The sequence below is a fragment of the Paraburkholderia sp. RL17-368-BIF-A genome (assembly GCF_046054045.1).
Classification (GTDB): Bacteria; Pseudomonadota; Gammaproteobacteria; order Burkholderiales; family Burkholderiaceae; genus Paraburkholderia; species Paraburkholderia graminis.
In genome coordinates this window covers 44532-68953 of the sequence record NZ_JARESN010000024.1, presented here as the reverse complement: position 1 = coordinate 68953, position 24422 = coordinate 44532, and the positions used below count along the sequence as shown (strand labels likewise).

Here is a 24422-nt window from a genome sequence, read left to right as displayed (position 1 = left end):
CGTCGACGAGCCGATCAGCATAGTTTTCCGCCTGGGGAAACTCCGGATTTTTTATCGAACGGTCGTTCGAAGATGATGGAGCCTTTTTGCTCCAACGCTTACCTGGCAAGGGCGTGCGGCGAAACAACGGTACAGCCGCTTTGCCTCGAATTCGCATTTTTGTTTAAAAGGGCCGCTTGCGCCCACGCACTGTGCGCATGCCCGAAACGCCGCTGTTTGAATCGACCTTTTTAGACGGCTCATTCAATTGACAGGCATTAATCGCGCGGCGAAATTAGCTCGCACAAATACATGAAGGGAGACAGCAGCATGGCGGACGCCATTATTCGAGGCTTGGCAATGGCTATTGCCACGACTCCTTTTCTTATTGCTTGCGGCGGCGGCAAATCCGATAATCCCGGCCCGATCAACGCGCCGCAATGCTCGGGTTCGAACTGCGGCGTTCAAGGTCCGCCCGCCTCGAGCGGCACGGCGGCCGCGCTGTGTCCGGCCACCGCCGATATCGTCAAAAGCACGTTCCTCGGCGGCGCCGGCAGCGGCGAAGTGGTCCAGTTGAACATCGACGCGACGGCGATGACCTACACGCTGAAGTGGCTCGAATCGCCGATCCCGCTGCGCACCGGCACCGTCACGCCGACACGCGCGGGCACGCAGATCGCGGGCGCGGTGATCCATCCGCCGGCGGGCACGCTGCCGACCGCCGAGCAAACGCGCTGCGCGTTCATACTCGGCGCCGGCACCGGCACGGCGGCCGGCGACGGCCAGCCCTACACCACATCGGACTTCGCCAACAACCCGAATCCGCCGATGATCCTCGTCGGCCAGGGCGTCGCGGGCGGCGGCATTCCTGGCGCGACGATCCAGTTCGACGGGCTGTCGATCCCGCTCATCGGTTCGGGCATCGGCGCGGTGCCCAATCGCCATTTCGACTTCTATCCGTTCCTCGGCTTCGCCAGCACCACCACGGACATCACAAAGCTGCCGGGCACCTACAACGGTCTGCTGTACCACCTCGCGCCGTCCGGCAATTACGCGACGGTCGCGACGAACACTGTCGAAACCTTCGACGCGAGCGGCACCTGCACGAGCAGCAACACCGCGAACCCGGACTACTCGCCGAACGCGGGCGGCTGCCTGTCCACCGGCAATCCGTGGACGCTCAACAGCAACGGCTACTTCGACAGCCAGCAGGCGGCGCAGATCGTCCCGCAGTTCCGGCTTCCGCTGATCGGCGCGACGGGCAAGTCCGGCACCGCGCACATGATCCTCGGCCAGATCAACAGCGCGACCGTGCCGCTCGTGGTGCGCACGGGCTACATCAACCTGGGCACCGCGCCGCTTCATCTCGACGCGAAAGTCGACGACGAGTCCGGCATCGCCATGCTCGCCGCGGCGACGCCGCTTGCGTCGGGCGGCTTCGACGGCGGCTACGTGGGCGCGGATTCCAACTTCAAGTACACCGCGACACTGATCCAGGGCGGCGTCGGCACGTTTATCAATCCGACGACGTCGGCGGCCGAAAGCGGCTTCGGCCTCGGCTACGGGCTCGCGAGCCCCGGCCTGGTCGGCGTGCAGGACACGAAGGGCAAGACCGGCTTTGCGATCGCGTCGGGCGGCCTGTATGCGATCGCGATCCAGGGCACGCAGAACGACGGCATCACGCCGACATCGGCCAATTCGGACACACCGAGCACGCCGTACTTCGGCATCGGAGCGCAAATCAGCAAGTAGCCGATGAAGCAAACGTAGTCTGCGGTGAGAGACATAAAAGAGCAAGCGGTGGCTGGACTGGGAGCCGGCCATCTACAACGAAAAAATTCTGGAGGCGGTATGAAATGGAGATTCCTGTCGGTGCTCGCACTCGCGGCACCGTTGCTGACGGCATGCGGCGGCGGAGGTGGCGGCAATGGCGACGGTCCGATGACGCAGGTTCGGCTGTGTCCCGCGACGCTCGACTACAACACGGTCTACACGGGCGGCGGCGGTGACGGCGAACTCGTCAAGCTGCAACTCGATACGACGAAGATGACGTGGCAGGTCACCTATGTCGAATCTCCGATTCCGGCGACCACGGGCACCGTCGTGCCGACGCGCGCCGGCCAGACCGCGAGCGGCACGCTGACCCAGGAAACGCTGCTGCCGACCACCAAGCTCAACCAGTGCGCGTTCCGCCTGAACGGCGCCAGCCTCGACCCGAACCGCCCCGCGCGGATTTTTGTCGGCGAAGGCGTGGCGGGCGGCACGATTCCGGGCGCGGAAATCTCGTTCGGCGGGATTCTCGGCGTGGGCGCGGTGCCCGATACCAGGTTCCCGTATTACCCGTTCATCGGTTTCTCGTCGATTGAAACGGATCTGGCGAAGGTGGCCGGCACGTACAACCAGCTCGGCTATCACCAGGTGCCGTCGCAGAATTTCGCGCCGGTCGCCGTGGACACAAAGATAACGATCAACGCGGACGGCACGTGGACCGAGTGCGACAACTCGGGCGTGAACGCGGGCAAATGCCTGCAGCCAGGCAGCAACTTTACGCAGGCCGCGGACGGCAGCGGCGCGTTCCAGACCAATAACTTCCAGGGACAGGCGAAGCCCACGCTCGCCACGACGCCGGAAGGGCGCGGCTACATGATCGTCGGCAAGCTGCGCAACCAGTTGGTGCCGATTCTGGTGCGCGCCGGCGCGGCGAATTCGTCGGTGACCGTGCCGCAAAACGGCGCGCTCGGACCGTACGCGGACGACGAATCCGGCATCTCGATTCTGTCGCCGCAAACCTCGGTGGCGGTCAACTCGCAGAACGGCGAGTACATCGGCGTGGATAGCCAGTTCGACTATCGCACCACCGCGCTCGCAGGCACGCAGGCGACGCTGCTCGATCCGTTCAACCCGTCGCAGGCTTCGCTCGCGACCGCGCTGAACCTCGACTTCACGCAAGCCGTGCCGGGCGTGGTCACGACGACGCACGTCAATGCATCCACCGGCAATACGCCGACCGGAAAGATGATTTTCACGGGCGGTGTGTTCGGCTACCTGGATCTGTCGAACGCGGCCTCGCCGTACTTCACGATCGGCGCCTTCGTCCAGTAACGGGCGTGTGGCGCGCCGTCAGCGCGCCTCGACGCGTTCGCGCCCGGCTGCCGTCCGCGCCTTGCAGCGCGGCGACCGGCACAACGGCTGTCTTGCGCGCCGGCCTCGCGGCTACCCGCAAACGCGCGCCAATGCTCGTCCCGCTCGTCCCGCTCGCCTTGCGCCCGACGAGCGTCCAAGGAGGAATAACAACATGAGAAGAATCTGTCTCGCGATTCTGGCCGCATGCCTGTCGGTCAGCGCTCATGCACAGCATGCCGGCGACAACGTAGCCGTACTCGGCTGGTTCCACGTCATGCCGAAGGATTCGAGCACGCCGCTGACGACCAACGTCGCGCCGACGCCGATCAACACGCCGCTGCGCCTGCCGAACTCGTTCACATCGGCGGGCACGAGTCTGTCGACGAACACGGCCAACACGGTCGGCCTCGTATTCAGCCATTACCTGACCGATCACATTGCCGTGACGACCGTAGCCGGCGTGCCGCCCGTCTTCAAAATCTACGGGCACGGCACGATCAAGCCGCCGGGGCCGGCGGGCGCGCTCGGCCAGCAGGACATTGGCGATCCGCAAGCGAATCCGATCGTGAAAAGCGTGCGCCAGTGGAGCCCGGCGCTGCTCTTTCAGTACTACTTCAATGCACCGACGGCGAAGTTCAGGCCGTTTGTAGGCGTCGGCGTGTCGTACAACTGGTTTTCCGACATTCAGCTCAGTCAGAACTTCGTTCAATCGACGCAGGAGAACCTCGGCGCCATCCTCGCCGCGGGCGCGGGCAAGCCGGGCAAGACGCAGGTATCGGCGAAGGCTTCGTCGTCGTGGGCGCCGGTGTTCAACGCCGGGCTCGCGTACAACATCACGGACCACTGGGGTCTCGTGGCCTCGGTGACCTACATTCCGTTGAAGACGACCTCGTCGGTCATCATCAAGGCGGCGGACGGCACGGAGCTCGGTGTGTCGAGGGCCGAATTGAAAGCGGACCCGCTCATTTCCTTCCTCGCGGTTTCGTACAAGTTCTGACGAGGCCGGAATTTTGGGCAAAAAAAAGCCCGCCTAAGTTGGCGGGCTGAATCCATATCAGAGGAGACATGGAGGAGACAAGACGAACTATAGCAAATGGTTTGGTGCGACGCAACATGAAAATCAGGGTTCTCCCCTCTTGTTGCACTTTCGCCACATGTGCTTGCGACCGGCGCGGCGCAAACGCCGCGCTTCAGTGCCGGACCAGCGCCATCATCGCGCCAAAGCCGACGAAGACGCCGCCCGTCAGCCGATTGAACACTCGCGCGACGCTGCGGCTCTTCAGCCGGTTGCCGATGCGCGTGCCGAATCCCGCGTACACGAAATACCAACTCACCTCGATCACGGCGAACGTGGCGACCAGAATGCCGAACTGCGGCAGCTTGGGCAGCGAGGCTTCGATGAATTGCGGCAGCAGCGCGGCGGCAAACAGAATCGCCTTCGGATTGCTGCCCGCCACCAGAAAGCCGTTGCGAAACAGCGCGAGGCGCGAGCGTGCGGGCTTCGCGGCCAGTTCGTCGGCAGCGGACGCGGCGGCTTCGTCAGCGGGCGCGCGCCATGCCTTGATGCCGAGATACACGAGATAGGCCGCGCCGATCAAACGCAGCGCATCGAAGAGGGTCGGCCACGCTTCGAGAAAAACGCCGAGCCCCGCCGCCGACACCGCCAGCATCAGCACCAGCGCCGACAGGCAGCCTGCCATCGTCGCGCCCGTGCGACGCAGGCCGTGCCGCGCACCGTCGGTCATGACGAGCAGCATGTTCGGGCCGGGAATGGCGCACACGACAAAAACTGTGGCGACGAAAAGCCACCAGGTATGCAGACTCATGATGTTTCCGCTGGTTGGGGATTGGGGGGAGATTATCGCTTGAAGGGGGATTTTCTGTTGGCGGGGGGTTTGGCGGATGGGGTGGTTGCCGCGGTCGCCCGCGACATAGGCGGCCGGTAAGCCGCCAGCCGCCCATCAAATCACCGTCCGGCCCGCCGCGCCGCCACTTGCCCCAGCACCGCGAAATCCTTCTCACCGTCGCCATGCGCGACCGCTTCGATCAGACTGTCGCGGACGACGCTCGCAATCGGCAGCGGCGTCGTGACGGCGTCGGCGGCGGCCAGTGCGAGACGCAAGTCCTTCAGTCCCAAACGCGCCTTGAAGAGCGCCGGCTCGTAGCTGTTCTCGGCGATCATCTTGCCGTAGCCGGCATAGACCGGTCCCGGAAAAATGCCGCTCGTAATCACGTCGAGGAAATCCTGAATCGCGAGGCCATGTCCGGACACGAGCGCAGCGGCTTCGCCGAGCGTCTCGACGGCCGCGCCGAGCATGAAGTTCGCGGCCAGCTTGATCACGTTCGCCTGTTGCGGCAGCGAGCCGATGCGCCAGGTTTTCTGACCGATCGCGTCGAACACCGGCTGCACGCGGTCGATTGCCTCAGCCGGCCCGCCCGCCACAATCGTCAGCTTCCCGGCGGCGGCCACGTCAGGCCGGCCGAGCACCGGAGCGGCGACGTAATCGACACCGCGCGATGCGTGCGCGGTCGCGAGTTCCTCGGCGAGCGCAACGGAAATCGTCGCCATGTTGACGTGAATCAGCCCGCGGGGCGCATGCTCGAGCAACGACGCCGTCACGACTTCGCGCAGCGCGGCATCGTCGGCGAGCATCGAGAACACCGCGTCGCCGGCAAACGCTTCGGCCGGCGTGGCGACGATCCGTGCGCCTGCATCGGCGAGCGCTTGCGCGCGTTCCGGCGAGCGGTTCCACACGCGCACCTGGTGCCCCGCTTTCAGAATGTTTGCAACCATCGCGGCGCCCATCTCGCCGAGACCGATAAAACCGATGTCCATCTGTGGCTCCGTCTTCTAAAGATGTGGAAGTAAAGCACAGCCACGCGACAGATGCAGGAAAAGCACGCAACGGCGCGCAGTGCGATACTTCGACGATGGTCACCGCGACTTTCCGCTTCTACGAGGAGCTGAACGATTTTCTCGCCCGGCCGCTGCGCCGGCGCGCGTTCGCCTACGCATGCGCGCGTGACGCCACCACCAAGCACGCGATCGAATCGCTCGGCGTGCCGCATACCGAAGTCGAACTGATCCTGGTGAACGGCGAGTCCGTCGGTTTCTATCACCCGCTCGCGGACGGCGACCGCGTCGCCGTCTATCCGAAGTTCGAAGCGCTCGACATCCGTCCGCTGCTGCGCGTGCGCGAACGGCCGCTGCGCGTGGTTCGCTTCATCGCCGATGCGCATCTTGGCGGGCTCGCGCCGCTGCTGCGCCTGGCCGGCTTCGACACGCTCTACGACAACAACTTTCCCGACGCCCGCATCGAGGCGCTCGCCGCCGCGGAAGACCGCATCGTTCTCACCCGCGACCGCGAGCTGTTGAAACGCCGCACCATCACGCACGGCTGCTATATCCGCACGCTCAGGCCGCGCGAGCAATTGCGCGAAGTGTTCGAACGGCTGGATCTCGCAGGCAGCGCCCAGCCGTTCCGACTATGCCTGATGTGCAACGCGCCGCTAAGGCGCATTGCACGCGATGAAGTTGGCGACCGCGCGCCCGACGGCGTATTGGAGCGGCATAACCAGTTTGTCACCTGCGACGTGTGCCGTCGCGTGTTCTGGGAAGGCACGCACTGGCAACGAATGCGCGCGCTGATGGACAGCGTGGCGGCGACGCCGGCTCAATCGGAAGCTCCCAACGGTCGCGACGCGTCCGACGCTCGCGATGCAAGCGCGTCCGGCGTGGCGCCGTGAGACGCATAGGCCGTTCGTTCGCGCGGCGCCACGCACGGTGCGTACAATGCGGGATTACTTATCTGGCAGAGGCCTGACGTATGGCGATGAAAAAGACCGACCTTGAAAAAAACAAGGCACTCAAGCTCAACAACGCAATGAAGCAGTCCACCGCCGAGCGCTTCGGCAAAGCCGCCGCGGCGCCGGCACTCGATCGCCGCGAGCAGCGCAAGCTGGATCAGGCGCAGGGCCTCGTTCCGTTCGCGTGCAAGCTGAATAGCGAACTGGTCGCCGAATTGAAGGAGCGCGCCGCCGAGCATCCGGAAGGCATGACGGGACTGCTGAGCGAAGTGATCAAGCGCGGACTCGCGGGCTAAGTGCCGCGAACGCCGGCGCGGCATGTGCGCCTGCTTTAAGACGCGGGTTGACGACGTTTTGCGTTGGAAACGGCGCCGCCCTCTCCCGAACGGAGCGCAAATACAAAAAGGCCAGAGCACGAGCTCTGGCCTTTTTGCTTGGCGACTGCATTCGATCGGCTGACGAGCGCCGCACTAGCGGCGCGTACAACGAGCGAAGCAGCGCTGCCTGGCGAACGGGCGCCTGCTTAGTTCTGCGTGCCCTTGTCGTTCGTGCCGGCTGCCGATGCCGCTGCAGCGACCGGAGCGCGCTTGCCGTGCGACTTCAGCTTCTTGACGTGGTGCTTCTTCGGTGCGCTAGCTGCAGCGGCCGGAGCGGCTGCGTCCGATGCTTGTGCGAAAGCTTGAACCGAGACCAGCGCGATCGATGCAGCTGCGAGCGAGACGATAACTTTTTTCATGTGTTGTTCCCCAAACCTAACGACTGAGTCAGTGTGAATGAAATAGCTGCACGGCGAAGCACGCAGGACTCAGGCGCCCTGCCGCTCCCCGCGGGAGAGTATTACCTGGCGTAGGGAGTTTGTCATGCGCAAAACCCGATATGTATTTTCCTGGAGACAGCTCGCTTTCGAGACGCTTTCACCCACAAGCGCGCGATACCAGGGAGATTCCCTGGCCCGCCGTCAGACGAGGTTGCGCAGCAGGCTCGCGGTCTCGAGCAGCGTCGGCAGAACGCGGTGCAGCGCGGCGTTCGCCGATTCTTCGCCGATCGGCATGCTCACGCTGATCGCCGCGACGACCGTGCCATGCCGGTCGCGCAAGGGCACCGCGACGCCGCGCACGCCGAGCTCGAGTTGCTGATCGGTGACCACGTAGCCGTTGCGCCGGATTTCGCCGAGCACTTCGCGCAGCCTTTCGATGGTGGCATACGTGTGCGGCGTGAACACCTTGATCGGATACGACGCGAGCCATTGCTCGATGCTCTCGGGCGCCTGAAACGCCAGCAACACCAATCCCGCCGACGACAAAGGCGCCGGCGCGCGCGAGCCGAGCACGAAGCCGACCGCCATCGCCCGATTCACGCCGTTGCGGGCGACGTAGACCACATCGTGTTCGTCGAGAATCGCGACCAGCGCCGTTTCCTGAAGCGTCGCCGTGATCCGTTGCAGGAAGGGCTGGACCGTGCGCGGCAAGCGTGCGGAGTCGAGGTACGACTGCCCGAGCCGCAGCACACGCGGCGCGAGCCAGAACAGCTTGCCGTCCGTGTCGACGTAGCCGAGTTCGCGCAGCGTCAGCAGATAGCGGCGCGCCGCCGTGCGCGACAAGCCGGCGCGGCCGGCTACTGCCGTGGGCGTCATGCGCGCGTGCTCTTCGTCGAATGCCTCGATGATCGCCAATGCCTTCGCGGCGCCGGCGATCCAGTCTTTGTCGTCCATCGGTTGCCTGAGATTTTCGCCCGCTAATGTGGCGATGCGACCGTCGCCATGCCGCCAGCGTCGGCCGCGCGAAATACGGGGCATGCGGCGGATCACCGAATGCAGTTGATTGCGCGCAATTGTGCCCGAAGCCGTGGCGTCTTCGCGCGATTATCGCGCGCGAGGACGGTGGCCTGTCACGCCGTGCGTCGGGTTGTAGTGGGGCGAATCGGTGTGCGTTTTAACTTAAGCGCGCGCAAGCGGAAGCGGTACGACCGAGTGCCGCAGCGACGACCGCTCAAGCGGCTCGCGGATGCGTATAGAGGTGCGGGGAGTCGGCCGTCGGCGGAAAAACGCACCAGCAGCCGTCGTCGTGGCGAAAGAAGAAGAGTCCGCGCGAGCCGGTAGCGGCGTCAGCCGCGGAAGTCTCGACGCGCACATAGCGTCGGCCGCCGACGCGCGTGCGGCTGAATTCGGTGACGTGGACCGCCGCCGAAGGCGCCGGCGCGAGCCATTTGTCGACGAGGAAACGCAACGACTGTTCGCTCGCGGCTCTCATGATCCGCTCCTCGCCGGCTTGTTTTCCGGGGCTTCGCGGGTGGTGTCGGTATCGTCGTTGGATTGACTGTCGCGCGAGGCTTCGTCCCGCTCGGCCGATGCAAGCGCCATATCCCGGTTCGTCGCCGCCGCCCGCAGCGTGCTGCAATGGGTAGCATGTCTGATATCCGAGAGAAGACGGACCAACTGTCGTGCTGTTCTGCGCTTCATTCCACACCCCCGCACCGCACCAATAACTTCAGAAAACACTTTAACTCTATGCCTCGATCGGGCATTGCCAAAGCTTTTTGACGAAATAGCAACACTCACGCTTGCAAAAAGAGAGTCGCAAGCTTCGTACCGCCACGTTCAATGTGCGCTTCGCGCTGTAAGCGGTCTGTACGCTCGCGAGCAAACGGCAGACGAAAGACAACCGCGCGCAGAACGCGGCGCCGACTATGAGTTATCCACACGAGCCTTTGCATAACCTCGGGACAGTGCATGGAACAGGCTGTGCGCGAAATCTTGATAAGACCGACTTCGCTGCCGACCGCCCCAAACTTATCCCGGCTTCGTAGTTTTTCTACAGAGTCGTCCCGCGGGGTTATCGAATTCCCATTACCTTGATGTAACGGAAGAATCAGCGGTTATCCACAGAGCGGGCTAACCTTTGTTAACTACTACTACGTATGTATACGAAGGAAGTAAACGACATAGGAGAACTGCCGCCGCGCGCCGCTTTTGCAAGCGAAGCGCGCTGCGTTCAGCGGCGAGGCAGTGGTGAGGAGTCAGTGAAGAATCAATGAAGAGTCAGCGAAGCGTGCCGGCTTCGCTCGCCGGTTGGACGGAGGCGGCCTTGCCGATCAGCTCCGGCGTTTCGGACACCGGCACGGACACCGGCGCGGACATCGGCGCAGACATCGACGCAGATGCGGGCGGCGCTGCCTCGACCGGCATCGGCAACAGATGCGTTTCGATGCGGTCGTTGACCACCGGCTGGGTGCGCACGACCGTCTGCAGATAATGATCGACGAGACCAAAGAAACGGTCGTAGAACTTGCCGGACGGAATGGTCTCGCTGGAAATCTTCACCATGGCGTCGCTGTTCGAGCGGATCGGCAGCGACAGCGACCCGAGCACACTCAGGCCAACGCTCGCCGACGTATCGCTCTTCTTCAGCGCGAAGCCGTTCTGCACCGCATTCACGTAGACGATGCTCGTACTGCTCGCCTCCTCGCCCGGCGTGCACACAACGTGAAATTCGACGACAACATGCGTATCGCCGGACGGCTGAAAGTTCTTGGTGCCGTCGACGGTATCGTTGCGCGTCATCGTCGTCAGATAGCCCTGGCTCAGCAGCGCGCGGCGCGCGGCTTCGCAGGTGTCGGTCACGCTCGAATTGAAATTGCGCGCGTACGGACTCGCGCCGGTTTCGAACAACTCCTGCTGGAATTTCGGCGTGGGGGCGCTGCTGCAAGCGGCGAGCAGCATCAGGCCGCACAGCGAGGCCACGGTGGTTTTGAAAAGCGAGGTGGACATGGTCAATCTAAAAAGCGCTGCGTACATGCGGACGAGCCGCGAGGGAAATGCATTGTAGAGCGGTTGACGCTTGTGCGTAAAAAGCGTGCAGCGAAGCCGACGGTGCGCGAGTGGCGGCCGTCTGTCGGTGTCTGGTGGATGGGGGGATGGTGAAGATGGCAGCACTGAATGAGTGCCGCTGGGACTGCCGCTAGGGCCGCAGGTGCCGCCAGGGCTACCTTGACGACGCTCCGCCCTGCACATCAGCGAAGAAACGCAAACAAGCGCCGCCGATTAATTCGCCACCGCGGCAAGCCCCGCCGACGCTACCGCCCCACTTGCACCGACATTAGTGGCCGCCGTATTAGCACCCGCCGCGTTAGCCGGAGCGACAGCGCCTCCATTACTCGCGTTGCCGGGCGCAGACGAGCAACGACCTGTCGCGTGAGCGTCGCACGCATCGGTCTTCGCGTTGAGATTCTTGATGGGGTCTTGCGGCGTGGCCACGCCCGCAAAGTCGCCGGCGCGCAAGCTGACTTTCTGCGCGTACGCTTGCGAGCCGCCGTAGCTCTTGAGCGCGGCGTTCATGTCGCCGTTGGCCGAGCGCATGTAGCCGTACAGAATCGCCGAGCCGACCTCGATGTTCGCCGTCGGTTCGGTGAGATCCTTCACGTTTCTCAGAAGCCCGCGATGCGCGCTCGGCACCACCTGCATCAGCCCGGTCGCGCCGTTGGCGCCCTTGGCCTTTTCCTTGAAGCGGGATTCGATCGAGATGATCGCGAGCAGCAGCGCCGGCGGCAACGAATATCTGGATGCCGCCGATTGAACCGCATCGGATATTTTCTCGGCCTTTTCCTTGGCGAGCCCGAATTTCTGCGTCAGATAGGCGGACACGCGGTCGCCATTTTCCTCAGCCACCGCGGATTGCGCGAGGCCAAGCGAAAGCAGAATCAGGCAGAGTAACCGGCTCATGGGGAAGGTCTGAGGAAAAGTCTGCGCATTATAACCTTGCCTAAAAAATTGGCATCTCTTGAATTGAATGCGGATGCAAAGCAAAGTGCCGGCGCGCGCGAGCCGTGCATGGCGAGGCTCGCAGCGCCGCGTCACTGCTTGTCCGCGCCGTTTGTGGACGCAGATATTTGGTCCGTTAGTTGCAAACTAGCGAATCAACCGGGCCTATGGCAACGATCGGCGCATAAGCTAAACCGCCCCGTTCCCGCGGATTTGAGACAATGACGTTCGCGCCGTGGACGGCCATCCGTCTGCGGCAATCACAGGCTTATCAAACCCGAGACGTCTTCTGTATGAGCAAGACCGCATTTATCCCGAGCGTCCCCGCCGCGTCAGAGGACGATTTCGACATATCGACGACGTCCAGGCTGGTGGGCTATCGACGCTTCTTCGGCGTGTTGAAGGTCGTCCGAACCACGGACGGCCGCGTGCTGTTCCCGTTCGACGGCGCGCCCGAACTCGGGCCGTACCCGACGAAGCTCGAAGCGGTCGCCGCGGCACAGGTCTACGGCGAGCACATCGTCACGAGCGACCTCGCGCGGCCGGAGTTGTGAGACGCATAAGCGGCACGTGTGGCACAGGTGCCGCGCGGTGCATGGCCGCGGTTGCATAAACGAAAGATGCAATAAAAAAACGCCGGCTAGCCGGCGTTTTTTTGCTGGATGCGCTATTCAGACAGACCCGCAACGCCCCCCCGCCCTCACTCCACCGTCACCGATTTCGCCAGATTCCGCGGCTTATCGACATCCGTGCCACGCGCGCAAGCCGTGTGATATGCGAGCAACTGCAGCGGCACCACATGCAGGATCGGCGAAAGCACACCATAGTGTTCAGGCATGCGAATCACATGCAGACCTTCGTCGTTGACGATCTTCGTGTCCGCGTCGGCGAAAACGTAGAGCTGGCCGCCGCGCGCACGCACTTCCTGTATGTTTGACTTCAGCTTCTCCAGCAACGCGTCGTTCGGCGCGACGGTGACCACCGGCATCGCCTCGGTCACGAGCGCGAGCGGCCCGTGCTTCAACTCGCCAGCGGGATAAGCTTCCGCGTGAATGTAGGAGATCTCCTTCAGCTTAAGTGCGCCTTCCAGCGCGATCGGATAATGCATGCCGCGTCCGAGAAACAGTGCATGTTCCTTGCGCGAAAATTCCTCCGACCACGCGATGATTTGCGGCTCCAACGCCAGCACGCTATTGAGCGCAGCCGGCAGATGGCGCAGTTGCCTGAAGTATTCGGCCTCCTGCTCCGGGCTCACACGTCCACGCAGCTTCGCAAGCGTGACGGCCAGCACGAATAGCGCGACGAGCTGAGTAGTGAATGCCTTCGTCGACGCGACGCCGATTTCGCGGCCCGCATGCGTGAGGAACGCGAGCTCGGTCTGACGCACCATCGCGCTCGTGCCGACGTTGCACACCGCCAGCGTATGCCGATGCCCAAGCGTCTGCGCATGCTTGAGCGCCGCGAGCGTGTCCGCGGTTTCGCCCGACTGCGAGATCACCACGACGAGCGACTTCGGATTCGGCACCGACTCGCGATAGCGATACTCGCTGGCAATTTCGACTTGCGTCGGAATCTTCGCGATCGACTCGAGCCAGTACTTCGCCGTGAGCCCCGAGTAGTAGCTCGTGCCGCACGCGAGGATCAGCAGATTGTCGATGTCCGCGAACACCTTGCCGGCGCCCTCGCCGAACAGCGACGCGTCGAACGAATCGGACGGCGGAATCGTGTCCGAGATCGCGCGCGGTTGCTCGAAAATCTCTTTCTGCATGAAGTGGCGATACGGGCCGAGCTCGACCGCGCCGCCGTACGCCGCGACCTGACGTACTTCGCGCAGCGCTTCGTTGCCCTCGCGATCCGCGATCCGCACGCCTTCGAGCGTCAACTCGCAGACGTCGCCTTCTTCCAGGAAAATGAAGCGCTCGGTGCTGCCCGCGAGCGCGAGCGCGTCGGACGCGAGGAAGTTCTCGCCGTCGCCAAGCCCGACCACGAGCGGCGAACCCTGGCGCGCGCCGACCACCGTATGCGGCTGGTCTTTATGCAGCACCGCGATCGCATAAGCGCCGTGCAGTTGCCCGACGGCCTCGCGCACGGTCGCGAACAGATCGCCGCGATACAGGCTGTGAATCAGATGCGCGATAACCTCTGTGTCGGTCTGCGAGACAAACGTGTAACCCTTGCCACGCAGCATCTCGCGCAACGACTCGTAATTCTCGATGATGCCGTTGTGTACCAACGCCAGCGCATCTTTCGAGAAAATCGGATGCGCGTTGTCGGTCACGGGCGCGCCGTGCGTCGCCCAGCGCGTATGCGCAATACCGGTGATGCCGCCGAGTTGGCTCTCGCGCACCTGCTCGTCCAGATCGGCGACGCGCGCCACGCTGCGCGCGCGCGCCGGGCCGCTTTCGCCGAGCACCGCGACGCCGCACGAATCGTAGCCGCGATATTCGAGCCGCCGCAGTCCTTCGATCAGGACGGGGACGATATTACGTTGCGCTGCCGCGCCGACAATGCCGCACATGGTCTTGTTCCTATTCAGTGCTGGAATGTGCGAAGGCGCGCGTCGCGGCGCCCACGCTCTTCGTCAATTCTTCTTTTTGGCCGGGCGTACATAGCCCGTCTTGCTGGTTTGCGTCTTGTCGTTCAGCACGAGCGCGTCCGCTTCGACATCCTTCCAGACCGTCGTGCCCGCCGCGATTGTCGCGCCGCGCTTCACGCGCACCGGCGCAACGAGTTGCGTGTCGGAGCCGACGAACACGTCGTCTTCGATGATCGTGCGGAACTTGTTCGCGCCGTCGTAATTGCAGGTGATGGTGCCCGCGCCAATATTCACGCGTGCGCCAATATCCGAGTCGCCGATATAGGTGAGGTGATTCGCCTTCGAGCCGTGGCCGAGCACCGCGTTCTTCACTTCGACGAAGTTGCCGACGTGCGATTCGTCCTTCAGCGACGCGCCTGGGCGCAGCCGCGCATACGGTCCGAGCACGACGTGCGCGCCGACTTCCGCGCCTTCGATATGCGTGAACGCATCGACCCGCGTGCCTGCGCCAATGCTCGCGTTACGGATCACGCAGTTCGGTCCGATCGTCACGTTATCGGCAAGCGTGACGCGGCCTTCGAATACGCAATTCACGTCGATGGACACATCGCGGCCGCATTCGAGTGTGCCGCGCACATCCACGCGCGCCGGGTCGGCCAGCGTCACGCCTGCCACGAGCAACGCGTCCGCTGTATTGCGCTGGTGAATCCGCTCGAGTTCGGCAAGCTGCTGCTTGCTGTTCACGCCGAGCGTTTCCCACTCGTCCTGCGGCTGCGTGGTGACGACGTCGAGACCCGCTTCGATCGCGAGTTCCACGGCGTCGGTCAGATAGAACTCGCCTTGCGCGTTATCGTTCTTCAGCGCGGCGAGCCAGCCCGACAGCGGGCCGGTCGGCGCAACGACGATGCCGGTGTTGATCTCGTCGATGAGAAGCTGATCGGCGCTCGCATCTTTCTGTTCGACGATGCGCGACACATTGCCTTGCGGATCGCGCACGATGCGGCCGTAGCCGCTCGGGTCCGCGAGCTTCACGGTGAGCACGCCATAAGCGCCGCCACCTGTGCCCTCGCCTGCACCCTCGCCCGCGCGCTCGACAAGCGCCTGCAAGGTGCTGGCGCGCGTGAGCGGCACATCGCCATACAGCACGAGCGTTGGCACCGAAGGATCGAGAAGCGGCAACGCCTGCTGCACGGCGTGGCCAGTGCCGAGCTGTTGCTCCTGCACGGCGAACTGGACGTCGGGCGCGGCGACCGCTTCGCGAACCGCCTCGGCGCCGTGGCCGATTACCACGACAAGGCGCGTGGGCTTCAGCGTGCGGGCAGTGTCGATGACATGAGCGAGGAGCGGCCGGCCGGCCAGGGGATGGAGCACCTTGGGCAGCGCGGAACGCATGCGCTTACCGGTGCCTGCCGCCAAAATCACGATGTTCATGGCGTCGGCATATAGACTAGTTTGGAGCCGACGATTCTATCACGCACCCTCTCGCGAAAATGGCCGCGAAAGCGGCCACATTGCAAGCGAAAGTAAGCGAAGAAGCGCCTTTTATGCGGGACTTCCGGTCACAGATCGTCGAACTGGACAATGGAGATAGGCCGCGCCGCACCGAGCGGCGCACCGTCACTCGCATCGGTCGAACACGGTTCTTCGTCGAATGCGATGTCGCCTTGCGGGTCGGCCTCGCCGGTCGCGCGCAAATCCGCGAACGGAAACAGCTTGTGATCCATCAGATGCGACGGCACGACGTTCGTCAACGCATTGAACATGTTCTCGATGCGGCCCGGAAAGCGCTTCTCCCAATCGCGAATCAGCGCCTTCATTTCCGCACGCTTCAGGTTCGGCTGACTGCCGCACAGATTGCACGGAATGATCGGGAATTCACGCAGCTCGGCGTACTTTTCCAGATCGGTTTCCTTCACGTAAGCGAGCGGACGGATCACGATGTTTTTGCCGTCGTCCGATTGCAGCTTGGGCGGCATGCCCTTCAGCTTGCCGCCGTAGAACATGTTGAGCAGCAGCGTTTGCAGAATGTCGTCGCGATGATGGCCGAGCGCGATCTTGGTCGCGCCGAGTTCGCCCGCCACGCGGTACAGAATGCCGCGCCGCAGCCGCGAGCACAGCGAGCACGTGGTCTTGCCCTCGGGCACCAGCCGCTTGACGATGCTGTAGGTGTCCTGATTCTCGATATGAAACGGAATGTCCAGTTGCTTCAGATACTCGGGCAGCACGTGTTCGGGAAAGCCGGGCTGCTTCTGATCGAGGTTGACCGCGACGATGTCGAAGTTGATCGGCGCGCGCTCGCGCAGGCGCATCAGCACGTCGAGCATCGCGTAGCTGTCCTTGCCGCCCGACAGGCACACCATCACCTTGTCGCCGTTCTCGATCATGTTGAAGTCGCCGATCGCCTGGCCCACCAGGCGCGCGAGCCGCTTGAAGAGCTTGTTGTTCTCGTACGCCTCTTTCTGCTCGCGGCGCGTGAGCGGCGACTTTTCGCGAGCGGCGGGCGCGGCGGCGTCCATGATTTCGGGAGCGTTCATGGCTCAGTCCTCTTTGATTCGGAATACTTCGACGCCCACCGCGTCGCAGTCGGGATACACATCGGGCTTTTCCGTCGACACGCGCGCGGCCCGCACTTGCGGATGCTCGAGCATGGTCTTCACCAGATCGTCGCACAGCGTTTCCTGCAGATGAATATGACCTTGCTCGACGCGGCGCGAAATGGTGGATCGCATGAAGTCGTAGTCGACGACTTCGGCCAGCTTGTCTTCAACCGGCGTGGACAGCGCGAGCGGCACGAACAGTTCGACGTTGATCACCACGCGCTGTTCGCCGCGCTTTTCGAAGTCGTGCACGCCGATGTTGATGTGCACTTCGTAATTGCGCAGAAAGAGCCGGCGGCAATCGGCAAGCCGGGGATGCGAAAGAGCGGCAAACATGTTCGTTCCAGTCCAAAAAAGCGTGCGTGGCACGCAAGGGGGCGCAAGCGGTGCTTCAGGCGCCCGTCAAAAACATCACGTCGCGCGGCAGCGGCACGAGGTGCTGCCCGCCGTCGACAACCAGCGTCGTTCCAGTGACGCCGCTTGCATCCGCGAGATACAGCGCGGCGGCGACGACATCTTCGGGCCGCGACGCGCGACCCAACGGCGTAACCGTGTGAGCCGCCGCGAAACTTTCCGGCGTCTGATCGGCGGATTGCATCGTGAGGCCCGGCGCAAGCCCGACCACCCGCACCTTCGGCGCCAACGCCTGCGCAAGCGCGACCGTGGCGGTCTGCAACGCCGCCTTCGACAGCGTATAGGACAGGTAGTCCGGGTTCATGTTGTACAGCTTCTGATCCAGCACGTTGATGACCACGCTGCGCTGCGTTTCGTCCGTCAGCGCGGCTTGCGGCGTCGCGTCGTACAGCATGCGCGCGAGCACGAGCGGCGCGCCGAGGTTCATCGCGGTCAGCTTCAGCAGCAGTTCATAGCCGACGTCGAGCGCGGTGTCTTCCTCGAAGCGCGAGGCGTTGTTCACGATGCACGCCGGCCGGCCGAGCGCGGCGATGCAGGCCGGCAACAGGCCCGTGACTTGGGCCTCATCGCCCAGTTCGGCGTGCAAGGCCACCGCTCGGCGGCCCATGCCGACGATTTCCGCGACCACCTCTTCGGCTTCGTGCCGCGAGGCGCCGTAGTGGACCGCCACGTCCCAGCCGCGCGCGGCAAAGCCAAGCGCGAGCGCGCGTCCGATGCGGCGCGCGGCGCCGGTAATCAGCACGACGCGCGGCGTTTCAGGGGCGCGGGCGCCGGCAGTGTCCGTGGAAGCGGTCATTTACAATGCGGGGATGAATCCGAAAGCTCACCAACCCGATAGTTTACCTGCTCCCGGCTCAAGCGCGCTCGCGCAGTCAGAAGCGCTCGTCGCCCGGATTCGCGCGGAACTCGACGATGCCGGCGGCTGGTTGCCGTTCGACCGCTACATGGAGCGCGCGCTGTACGCGCCCGGACTCGGCTATTACAGCGGCGGCGCCCGCAAATTCGGGCTGCGCGGCGACGACGGCAGCGACTTCGTCACGGCGCCCGAACTGTCGCCGCTCTTCGCGGCCACGCTTGCGCGGCCCATCGCCGAAGCGTTGCAGGCAAGCGGCACGCGCGACGTGATGGAGTTCGGCGCGGGCACCGGCAAACTCGCGGCCGGCCTGCTCAACGCACTGGCTGCACTCGGCGCCGAGTTCGACAGCTATTCGATCGTCGACCTTTCCGGCGAATTGCGCGAGCGTCAGCGCGAAACCATCGCAGCCGCGGCGCCCGCGCTCGCCGCCAAAGTGCGCTGGCTCGACGCGTTGCCCGAGCGCTTCGAAGGCGTGGTGATCGGCAACGAGGTGCTGGACGCGATGCCGGTGCGGCTGTTCGCTTCCGTCGACGGCGCGTGGCGCGAACGCGGCGTCGTCTGGCGCGACGGCCGGTTCGCATTTGAAGACCGTGAAATGTCCGCGTCGGCCGATACGGCGCTGCTCTCGGAAATCGACACCGGCGGCGGCGACTACGTCGCGGAGACGCACGACGCCGCTCGTGCCTTCACGCGGACCATCTGCACGATGCTCGCGCGCGGCGCGGCGTTTTTCATCGACTATGGCTTCCCGCGTCACGAGTACTACCATGCGCAGCGCGCGCAAGGCACGCTGATGTGCCACTACCGGCATCGCGCGCACGGCGATCCGTTTGTTTATCCGGGCTTGCAGGACATTACCGCGCACGTGGAATTTACCGGCATTGCCGAAGCGGGCGTCGAGACCGGCGCGGACCTGCTGGGCTTCACATCGCAAGCCCGCTTCCTGCTGAACGCGGGCATTACGGATGCGCTTTCCGAAATCGATCCCGCCGACACCGCACGCTTTCTGCCCGCGGCGAATGCGGTGCAGAAGCTGTTGTCGGAGGCCGAGATGGGCGAGCTCTTCAAGGTGATCGCGTTCTCGCGCGGACTCGAAGACACGCTGCAGGCGTTTGCAAGCGGCGACCGGTCGCATACGTTGTGACGCCGGGATACACGTCATGATCCGCTGGCTGCTGACCACGTTCGTTGCTCTCGCGGTGCTGTCGGCCTGCTGGCCGTGGCTTCGCAAGCTCGGCATTGGACGCATGCCCGGTGACGTGACCGTGCGTCTTTTCGGACGCGAATATCATTTCCCGTTCATGTCGACGCTGTTGCTGTCGATGCTGCTGTCGTTTATCGCGCGGCTTTTGTAGCTGCGGTTTCTCGAACGCGGTTTGCGCTGACAGGCAACGGCGGCCCGTGCATCGAGCGTTTCACTCCAGCGCCGCCGCCACCGCCCGCACACGCTCCTGATGCACCGCGTCCTTGATGCCGGCCGGCGCATCGGCGAGTTGCTTCGCGACCGCACCCGCATCCACGCCGCGCGCCGCGACGAGCGCGACTCTCAAGCGCTCGGCCTGCGGATAGTCGCGCGCCTCGAAACCGAGCCGCCCGCGCGCGTCGGCTTCGCAAGCCTGCAAGGCTTCGGCAAAACGCGACGGCTTGCGAATCGCGTCGCTGCGCTCGAGCAGGCGCACGAGCGCGGCCGCGCCCATTTCCATCACGCGATGAATGTTGCCGTGCTCGCGCGCCACCAGCAATGCGAGATCGCGGCATTCGTTCGGCACGCGCAGGCGCTCGCACAGCGGCTTGAGCAGATCCACGCTGCGCCCTTCGTGGCCTAGATGCCGGGGCAGGATGTCTTCAGGCGTAGTGGCTTTGCCGAGGTCGTGCGTGAGCGCGGCGAACCGAACGGGCAGCGCGTAGCCTTGCTGCGCGGCGTGGTCGAGCACCATCATGACGTGCACACCGGTGTCGACCTCGGGGTGATAGTCGGCGCGCTGCGGCACGCCGAATAGCGCATCGATTTCCGGCAGAATGCGCGCCAACGCGCCGCACTCGCGCAGCACGTCGAACATGCGCGACGGCTTCTTTTCCATCAGGCCACGCGACACCTCCTGCCACACGCGTTCGGCGACGAGCGCATCCACTTCGCCGTCGGCGACCATCTTGCGCATCAGCGCGAGCGTCTCGGGCGCGACGCTGAAATCGGCGAAACGCGCGGCAAAGCGCGCGATTCGCAGGATGCGCACGGGGTCTTCGAGAAACGCGTCGCTGACGTGGCGAAAAAGTTTCGCCTCGAGATCGCGCTGACCGCCGAACGGATCGATGACCGGCCCTGTCAGCTCGCCGTCGGGGCGCACTTCACGCGCCATCGCGTTGATGGTGAGATCGCGGCGCGCCAGGTCTTCCTCGAGCGTCACGTCGGGCGCATAGAAAAACTGGAAGCCGTGATAACCGGCCGCGGTCTTGCGCTCGGTTCGCGCGAGCGCGTACTCCTCATGCGTCTGCGGATGCAGGAACACAGGAAAGTCCTTGCCCACCGGACGGTAACCCTGCGCGATCATCTGCTCGGGCGTCGCGCCGACCACCACGTAATCGCGGTCCTGCACTGGCACGCCCAGCAATTCGTCGCGAATCGCGCCGCCTACTGCATAGATATTCATGGGCATTCGTCTAGATACGCGATGGTGTGCGTCTCGCTCAACGCGTCGTCGATCCAGGCTTTCACTGCGGGCTGTGCGCTCAGTCGGCGAACATAAGCCAGCGACGTCTCGGACAACGGCGGCTGCCACGTCCTGAAGCGCATGGCCACCGGCGCATACATCGCGTCGGCAATGCTGAACTCGCCGAACAGGAACGGACCGCCATAGGTATCGAGGCAGTCACGCCACATCGCCTCGATACGCGCGATGTCGGCCAGCACGCCCGGCGTCGCGTTCTTGCCGGCAAACGACGCGCGAATGTTCATCCACATATTCGAGCGCAGTTCGCCGAAGCCCGAATGCATCTCCGCGCTGACGCTGCGAGCATGCGCGCGCCCCGCCGCATCGCGCGGCCACAGCGCGTGCTGAGGAAAGCGCTCGGCGAGCGTTTCGGCGATGGCGAGCGAGTCCCACACGGCAAGACCCGCGTCGTCGATCAGACAGGGAATCTTGCCGGGACCGTTCGGCGCCTGCTCGAGCACCGCGGCATTGGTGCCGGGCTGATTCAGATGGATCAGCACTTCGTCGAATGCGATGCCGAAATGCCTGAACAGCAGCCACGGCCGCATCGACCACGACGAATAGTTCTTGTCACCAATAAGCAGCTTCATGCGGGTTCGTATGAGAAGTAGAGAAAAAGTCAGCGGCCCGCGCTCGCGCGGAACGTGTCGAAACGCGAACGTGCCGACGCGCCGGTCAGATACACCGGCGCGATCGTTTCGATGCTGGCCGGCTCCAGGCCGAGCTCGGGCGCGAGCGGGCGGCTTAGCACGTTGTCCTGTTTCATCGAATCGAGATTGTCGCGCGTGATGACCGGTTCGCCCGGCGCCAACTCGAACGTCATGGCCTGCATACGCGCGAGCGCTTCGGGCAGACGGATGATGCTGGCATGCCGGCCGATCACGTCGCCGCAATATCTGACGAGTTCTTCGAGCGTATAGACGCTCGGGCCGCCGAGTTCATAGGTCTTGCCGTTGGCCGCATCGAGGTCGAGCACGTTGACGATCGCCTTGGCGACGTCGCCGACATAGACCGGCTGGAACTTCGCGTCCGGCATGGCGAGCGGAATCACCGGAAAGATGCGCTGCAAGAACGCGAACTTGTTGAGGAACTGGTCTTCCGCGCCGAACACGACGGAAGGCCGGAACACCGTCCACGCGAGATTCGCCGCGTGCACCGCTTTCTCGCCGTCGCCCTTCGAGCGCGCGTACATGCTCGGGCCGTTCGAATCGGCGCCGAGCGCGCTCAAATGAATCAGCCGATGCACGCCCTTGCCTTCGCAAGCCGCCGCGATTTTAGTGGGCAATTCGACGTGCGCGCGCGCGAACTCGGGACCATACGGCGTGCGGCGTTTGCCATGCAGCGTGCCGACGAGATTGATCACGCAGTCTGCGCCTTCGACAAAACGCGCGAGCTGGACCGGATCGAATACATCGGTTTCGATCACGTCGATGGGCAGCAGCGTGAGATGGCGCGCGTTGTAACGCCGCCGTGTGGCGATGCGCACGTCCTTGCCCATTTCAACGAGGGCGTTGACGAGATGGCTTCCGATAAACCCGGAACCGCCGATGATCGCAATGGCTTTATGTCGCATTTTCGACTCCCTGGTGGAAGCCGCGGCAACGGCTGGCGTGGCGCACCGCCGCCTCGCAATTGCAGCGAGGCAGCGGCGGCACGGCGCTTACGGTGCGATGTAACCCAGACGCGCCTTCAGCGATTGCGGACGGCCTTCGAACAATGCCGCGTAGTAGACCGTGTTGGACAACACATTCTTGACGTAGTCGCGCGTTTCCTGGAACGGAATCGCCTCGGCGAAGATCGCGCCTTCAACCGGGTGCTGCAACGTCTGCCGCCAGTTGCGCGGACGGCCCGGACCGGCGTTGTAACCCGCGGTGGCCAGCACGGCCGAACCGTCGAACTGATTGTAGATCATCGACAGGTAGTTGGTGCCGAGCAGAATGTTTGTATTGATGTCGTTCATCTGCTCGCGAGAAATCGGGCCGAGGCCGATCTTCTTCGCGACCAGTTGCGCGGTGGCGGGCATCAACTGCATCAGGCCGCTCGCGCCGACTTCGGAGCGCGCGTTCATGATGAAGCGCGATTCCTGGCGGATCAGCCCGTAGGCCCATTCCACGTCCAGCCCGTTCGACTGCGCATCGCGCTCGACAATGTCGCGGAACGGCGACAGATAGCGCAGCGAGAAGTCGTGTTCGGTTTTCGTGCGATCCGCCGTGTTCACCGCGCGGTCGTACAACTGGATACGGCGCGCGTATTCGGCGGCGGCCAGCAACTGACGGTCGCTCATGTTGCGCAGCGGCCAGTTCCATTCGCGATTGCCTTCGAGCCGCAGATTCAGCGCGTAGAAGCGCTGCGCGAGATCGAAGCCTGGCGTATTGCCGGCCTGCTGGATTTCGGAATCGGTGACCGTGGTTTTTGGCGGCACCGCGATCTTCTGGCCGAGTTCTTCCGCGGCGAGTTGGCCGTAGAAGTTAAAGCCCTGCGAGATCGACTCGAATTCCTGGTTAGCCGTGGTCGTGTCGCCCGCCTGCTTGAGCGCGCGGCCATGCCAGTAAGTCCACGAAGGCTGGTTGCGCAGCGCGGCCGGCATCTGTTCGATCGACCAGCGCACCATGTTCCAGTCTCCGGCGAGCAACGCGGTGCGCGTGCGCCATTCGTAGGCGGGATTCGAGAGCGGCGCGTTGGCCGACAGCCGATACCAGTCCGCGGCGCTCGGCATCTGCTTGGCCGCCGCCTGATACGCAATCGTGCCCCAGCCGATGGCCCGCTCCGGCGAATTCAGCGAAGGCGCCACCGACGCAAACGTAGCCGCGGCCATGGCCGGATCGTTGCGCGCCATGCGCGTGATCGCGAGCAATGCGAGTTGATGCGATTGCGGATCGGCGCCGACGCCGCGCGCGAGCAGCAGCGGCGGCGTGCTGGTGGCCTGGCCGAACAGCACGGGATCGGGCGCCTGGCTGCCGAGCGCGTCGACGAGCTTGCTGCCGGTATTCGTGTAGTTCTGTTCGTAGGCGAGACGGATCTGCTGCCAGACGTCGTCGGTGCTGAACTGCTTGTTGACGCCGAGGATCGTGATCAGATCGACGCAGCCGTCGCCGTACCATTTCGGATCGACGAGCAGCGCGCGCGCCGCGTCCGCGACATTCTCGCCGCGCGACGCACGCGATTCGAGCGCGTAGCACTTCACCTGCGTGTCGTCGTTCAGCACGAAGCGCGCGTATTGCTGGTCGAAGTTGCGCCAGTCGTGGCGCGAGCCGAGCACCGTGAGGTAGTCGTTGCGCATGCGGTCGGCAATGGCCTGGCCGTCGTACTTCTGCAGGAACGCGAGCACCGGCGCGTCGGGTGCGTCGACGCGCGCGTGGCCGCCCGAATCGAAGAGCTGCGGCTTGATCTGGAAGTACTCCAGATAAGAAGGCGCCGGATAGCCCGGAATCATGCTCGCGAGCTGCGCCGCGCGCGCCGCGTCGTTATTGCGGGCAGCCTCGCGCAACTGGACGAAAATCTGGTCGTCGTTGGTGAGCTGCGAAATGGGAAGAGGCTTGACGGCTGACGCGGTGCTACATGCGACGAGAGCGGCTGCGGCAAGCGCCATACCGGCCGCGCGATATACTCGATAAAGACTTTTTGACATCGTTGTTTCTGGAGCGCG

Annotated in this window: 25 protein-coding genes; 8 read left to right on the top strand and 17 right to left on the bottom strand. The window is 64.0% G+C overall.

The features are described from left to right. Positions 1–309: 309 nt before the first annotated feature. The 3 genes from P0D87_RS28815 (at position 310) to P0D87_RS28805 (ending at position 4099) form a co-directional block, all read left to right on the top strand. Positions 310–1731 (top strand): DUF2957 domain-containing protein, encoded by a 1422-nt coding sequence (locus tag P0D87_RS28815; protein WP_053858839.1) that lies wholly within the window; start codon positions 310–312, stop codon positions 1729–1731. A gap of 99 nt (positions 1732–1830) precedes the next feature. Beyond that, positions 1831–3081: a DUF2957 domain-containing protein gene (locus tag P0D87_RS28810; RefSeq protein WP_053858840.1), complete on the top strand. Its 1251-nt coding sequence runs from the start codon at positions 1831–1833 to the stop codon at positions 3079–3081. Between the two features lie 193 nt (positions 3082–3274). Next, positions 3275–4099: an OmpW/AlkL family protein gene (locus P0D87_RS28805; RefSeq protein WP_053858841.1), complete on the top strand. Its 825-nt coding sequence runs from the start codon at positions 3275–3277 to the stop codon at positions 4097–4099. A 193-nt stretch (positions 4100–4292) separates the two neighbouring features. Here the strand turns inward: P0D87_RS28805 and P0D87_RS28800 are convergent, their stop codons facing one another. Continuing rightward, positions 4293–4928 carry a LysE family translocator gene (locus tag P0D87_RS28800; protein WP_029970902.1) on the bottom strand — a complete coding sequence of 212 codons (636 nt, stop codon included), beginning with the start codon at positions 4926–4928 and terminating at the stop codon, positions 4293–4295. Positions 4929–5068: 140 nt separating this feature from the next. Then, positions 5069–5938, bottom strand: a complete 870-nt coding sequence (locus P0D87_RS28795; RefSeq protein WP_006052586.1) for an NAD(P)-dependent oxidoreductase — start codon at positions 5936–5938, stop codon at positions 5069–5071. A gap of 95 nt (positions 5939–6033) precedes the next feature. Here P0D87_RS28795 and P0D87_RS28790 point away from each other — a divergent pair, with 95 nt between their 5' ends. Together P0D87_RS28790 and P0D87_RS28785 are read left to right on the top strand one after the other, a co-directional pair. Further along, entirely contained in the window at positions 6034–6849 is an 816-nt protein-coding gene (locus P0D87_RS28790; RefSeq protein ID WP_053858842.1) for a Mut7-C RNAse domain-containing protein, read from the top strand. Positions 6850–6929: 80 nt separating this feature from the next. Continuing rightward, the gene (locus P0D87_RS28785; protein WP_053858843.1) at positions 6930–7205 is read left to right on the top strand and encodes a hypothetical protein; all 276 of its coding nucleotides are present in this window, start codon (positions 6930–6932) and stop codon (positions 7203–7205) included. Positions 7206–7432: 227 nt separating this feature from the next. Here the strand turns inward: P0D87_RS28785 and P0D87_RS28780 are convergent, their stop codons facing one another. From P0D87_RS28780 to P0D87_RS28755, 6 genes are all read right to left on the bottom strand, one after another. Beyond that, positions 7433–7645 (bottom strand): hypothetical protein, encoded by a 213-nt coding sequence (locus tag P0D87_RS28780; protein ID WP_006052583.1) that lies wholly within the window; start codon positions 7643–7645, stop codon positions 7433–7435. Positions 7646–7867: 222 nt separating this feature from the next. Further along, the gene (locus tag P0D87_RS28775) at positions 7868–8620 is read right to left on the bottom strand and encodes an IclR family transcriptional regulator domain-containing protein (protein WP_006052582.1); all 753 of its coding nucleotides are present in this window, start codon (positions 8618–8620) and stop codon (positions 7868–7870) included. A gap of 277 nt (positions 8621–8897) precedes the next feature. Continuing rightward, entirely contained in the window at positions 8898–9158 is a 261-nt protein-coding gene (locus P0D87_RS28770; protein ID WP_053858844.1) for a hypothetical protein, read from the bottom strand. Next, a complete protein-coding gene (locus P0D87_RS28765) occupies positions 9155–9367 on the bottom strand; it encodes a hypothetical protein (protein ID WP_149029196.1) in 213 nt (70 codons plus the stop codon). The genes P0D87_RS28770 and P0D87_RS28765 overlap by 4 nt, the downstream gene beginning before the upstream one ends. Positions 9368–9946: 579 nt before the next feature. Continuing rightward, positions 9947–10675 carry a DUF2242 domain-containing protein gene (locus tag P0D87_RS28760; protein ID WP_053858845.1) on the bottom strand — a complete coding sequence of 243 codons (729 nt, stop codon included), beginning with the start codon at positions 10673–10675 and terminating at the stop codon, positions 9947–9949. A gap of 273 nt (positions 10676–10948) precedes the next feature. After that, positions 10949–11626, bottom strand: coding sequence for a transglycosylase SLT domain-containing protein (locus tag P0D87_RS28755; protein WP_053858846.1), 678 nt, complete (start codon positions 11624–11626; stop codon positions 10949–10951). A 332-nt stretch (positions 11627–11958) separates the two neighbouring features. Here P0D87_RS28755 and P0D87_RS28750 point away from each other — a divergent pair, with 332 nt between their 5' ends. Then, the gene (locus P0D87_RS28750; RefSeq protein WP_029970907.1) at positions 11959–12219 is read left to right on the top strand and encodes a DUF6723 family protein; all 261 of its coding nucleotides are present in this window, start codon (positions 11959–11961) and stop codon (positions 12217–12219) included. 146 nt (positions 12220–12365) lie between these two features. On the opposite strand, the gene glmS is transcribed toward P0D87_RS28750, so the two are convergent. From glmS to P0D87_RS28725, 5 genes are all read right to left on the bottom strand, one after another. Next, positions 12366–14183, bottom strand: a complete 1818-nt coding sequence (glmS, locus tag P0D87_RS28745) for a glutamine--fructose-6-phosphate transaminase (isomerizing) (protein WP_029970908.1) — start codon at positions 14181–14183, stop codon at positions 12366–12368. Between the two features lie 63 nt (positions 14184–14246). Continuing rightward, the gene (gene glmU / locus P0D87_RS28740; protein WP_053858847.1) at positions 14247–15632 is read right to left on the bottom strand and encodes a bifunctional UDP-N-acetylglucosamine diphosphorylase/glucosamine-1-phosphate N-acetyltransferase GlmU; all 1386 of its coding nucleotides are present in this window, start codon (positions 15630–15632) and stop codon (positions 14247–14249) included. 128 nt (positions 15633–15760) lie between these two features. Next, positions 15761–16735, bottom strand: coding sequence for a tRNA 2-thiocytidine(32) synthetase TtcA (gene ttcA / locus P0D87_RS28735; protein ID WP_006052575.1), 975 nt, complete (start codon positions 16733–16735; stop codon positions 15761–15763). Between the two features lie 3 nt (positions 16736–16738). Continuing rightward, positions 16739–17134, bottom strand: a complete 396-nt coding sequence (locus tag P0D87_RS28730) for a dihydroneopterin aldolase (protein WP_006052574.1) — start codon at positions 17132–17134, stop codon at positions 16739–16741. Positions 17135–17189: 55 nt separating this feature from the next. After that, complete coding sequence (locus P0D87_RS28725; RefSeq protein ID WP_029970911.1) at positions 17190–18008, bottom strand: SDR family oxidoreductase; 819 nt, start codon at positions 18006–18008, stop codon at positions 17190–17192. Positions 18009–18021: 13 nt separating this feature from the next. On the opposite strand from P0D87_RS28725, the gene P0D87_RS28720 reads away from it, so the two are divergent. Then, the gene (locus P0D87_RS28720) at positions 18022–19212 is read left to right on the top strand and encodes a class I SAM-dependent methyltransferase (RefSeq protein WP_053858848.1); all 1191 of its coding nucleotides are present in this window, start codon (positions 18022–18024) and stop codon (positions 19210–19212) included. Between the two features lie 16 nt (positions 19213–19228). Next, positions 19229–19423: a DUF2905 domain-containing protein gene (locus tag P0D87_RS28715; protein ID WP_006052570.1), complete on the top strand. Its 195-nt coding sequence runs from the start codon at positions 19229–19231 to the stop codon at positions 19421–19423. Positions 19424–19483: 60 nt separating this feature from the next. Here P0D87_RS28715 and P0D87_RS28710 read toward each other — a convergent pair whose 3' ends face one another. The 4 genes from P0D87_RS28710 to P0D87_RS28695 form a co-directional block, all read right to left on the bottom strand. After that, positions 19484–20716 carry a multifunctional CCA addition/repair protein gene (locus tag P0D87_RS28710; protein ID WP_006052569.1) on the bottom strand — a complete coding sequence of 411 codons (1233 nt, stop codon included), beginning with the start codon at positions 20714–20716 and terminating at the stop codon, positions 19484–19486. Next, positions 20713–21366, bottom strand: a complete 654-nt coding sequence (locus P0D87_RS28705; protein WP_053858849.1) for a glutathione S-transferase family protein — start codon at positions 21364–21366, stop codon at positions 20713–20715. Before P0D87_RS28705 ends, P0D87_RS28710 begins: the two co-directional genes overlap by 4 nt. Positions 21367–21395: 29 nt before the next feature. Beyond that, entirely contained in the window at positions 21396–22349 is a 954-nt protein-coding gene (locus P0D87_RS28700) for a complex I NDUFA9 subunit family protein (protein WP_053858850.1), read from the bottom strand. An 87-nt stretch (positions 22350–22436) separates the two neighbouring features. Further along, complete coding sequence (locus P0D87_RS28695) at positions 22437–24404, bottom strand: lytic transglycosylase domain-containing protein (protein WP_053858851.1); 1968 nt, start codon at positions 24402–24404, stop codon at positions 22437–22439. Positions 24405–24422: the final 18 nt, after the last annotated feature.

Excerpts from the sequence above, each read along its gene's own strand:
- P0D87_RS28815 (WP_053858839.1), top strand. The coding sequence starts at position 310 with ATGGCGGACGCCATTATTCGAGGCTTGGCAATGGCTATTGCCACGACT.
- P0D87_RS28810 (WP_053858840.1), top strand. The coding sequence starts at position 1,831 with ATGAAATGGAGATTCCTGTCGGTGCTCGCACTCGCGGCACCGTTGCTG.
- P0D87_RS28805 (WP_053858841.1), top strand. The coding sequence starts at position 3,275 with ATGAGAAGAATCTGTCTCGCGATTCTGGCCGCATGCCTGTCGGTCAGC.
- P0D87_RS28800 (WP_029970902.1), bottom strand. The coding sequence starts at position 4,928 with ATGAGTCTGCATACCTGGTGGCTTTTCGTCGCCACAGTTTTTGTCGTG.
- P0D87_RS28795 (WP_006052586.1), bottom strand. The coding sequence starts at position 5,938 with ATGGACATCGGTTTTATCGGTCTCGGCGAGATGGGCGCCGCGATGGTT.
- P0D87_RS28790 (WP_053858842.1), top strand. The coding sequence starts at position 6,034 with ATGGTCACCGCGACTTTCCGCTTCTACGAGGAGCTGAACGATTTTCTC.
- P0D87_RS28785 (WP_053858843.1), top strand. The coding sequence starts at position 6,930 with ATGGCGATGAAAAAGACCGACCTTGAAAAAAACAAGGCACTCAAGCTC.
- P0D87_RS28780 (WP_006052583.1), bottom strand. The coding sequence starts at position 7,645 with ATGAAAAAAGTTATCGTCTCGCTCGCAGCTGCATCGATCGCGCTGGTC.
- P0D87_RS28775 (WP_006052582.1), bottom strand. The coding sequence starts at position 8,620 with ATGGACGACAAAGACTGGATCGCCGGCGCCGCGAAGGCATTGGCGATC.
- P0D87_RS28770 (WP_053858844.1), bottom strand. The coding sequence starts at position 9,158 with ATGAGAGCCGCGAGCGAACAGTCGTTGCGTTTCCTCGTCGACAAATGG.
- P0D87_RS28765 (WP_149029196.1), bottom strand. The coding sequence starts at position 9,367 with ATGAAGCGCAGAACAGCACGACAGTTGGTCCGTCTTCTCTCGGATATC.
- P0D87_RS28760 (WP_053858845.1), bottom strand. The coding sequence starts at position 10,675 with ATGTCCACCTCGCTTTTCAAAACCACCGTGGCCTCGCTGTGCGGCCTG.
- P0D87_RS28755 (WP_053858846.1), bottom strand. The coding sequence starts at position 11,626 with ATGAGCCGGTTACTCTGCCTGATTCTGCTTTCGCTTGGCCTCGCGCAA.
- P0D87_RS28750 (WP_029970907.1), top strand. The coding sequence starts at position 11,959 with ATGAGCAAGACCGCATTTATCCCGAGCGTCCCCGCCGCGTCAGAGGAC.
- glmS (WP_029970908.1), bottom strand. The coding sequence starts at position 14,183 with ATGTGCGGCATTGTCGGCGCGGCAGCGCAACGTAATATCGTCCCCGTC.
- glmU (WP_053858847.1), bottom strand. The coding sequence starts at position 15,632 with ATGAACATCGTGATTTTGGCGGCAGGCACCGGTAAGCGCATGCGTTCC.
- ttcA (WP_006052575.1), bottom strand. The coding sequence starts at position 16,735 with ATGAACGCTCCCGAAATCATGGACGCCGCCGCGCCCGCCGCTCGCGAA.
- P0D87_RS28730 (WP_006052574.1), bottom strand. The coding sequence starts at position 17,134 with ATGTTTGCCGCTCTTTCGCATCCCCGGCTTGCCGATTGCCGCCGGCTC.
- P0D87_RS28725 (WP_029970911.1), bottom strand. The coding sequence starts at position 18,008 with ATGACCGCTTCCACGGACACTGCCGGCGCCCGCGCCCCTGAAACGCCG.
- P0D87_RS28720 (WP_053858848.1), top strand. The coding sequence starts at position 18,022 with ATGAATCCGAAAGCTCACCAACCCGATAGTTTACCTGCTCCCGGCTCA.
- P0D87_RS28715 (WP_006052570.1), top strand. The coding sequence starts at position 19,229 with ATGATCCGCTGGCTGCTGACCACGTTCGTTGCTCTCGCGGTGCTGTCG.
- P0D87_RS28710 (WP_006052569.1), bottom strand. The coding sequence starts at position 20,716 with ATGAATATCTATGCAGTAGGCGGCGCGATTCGCGACGAATTGCTGGGC.
- P0D87_RS28705 (WP_053858849.1), bottom strand. The coding sequence starts at position 21,366 with ATGAAGCTGCTTATTGGTGACAAGAACTATTCGTCGTGGTCGATGCGG.
- P0D87_RS28700 (WP_053858850.1), bottom strand. The coding sequence starts at position 22,349 with ATGCGACATAAAGCCATTGCGATCATCGGCGGTTCCGGGTTTATCGGA.
- P0D87_RS28695 (WP_053858851.1), bottom strand. The coding sequence starts at position 24,404 with ATGTCAAAAAGTCTTTATCGAGTATATCGCGCGGCCGGTATGGCGCTT.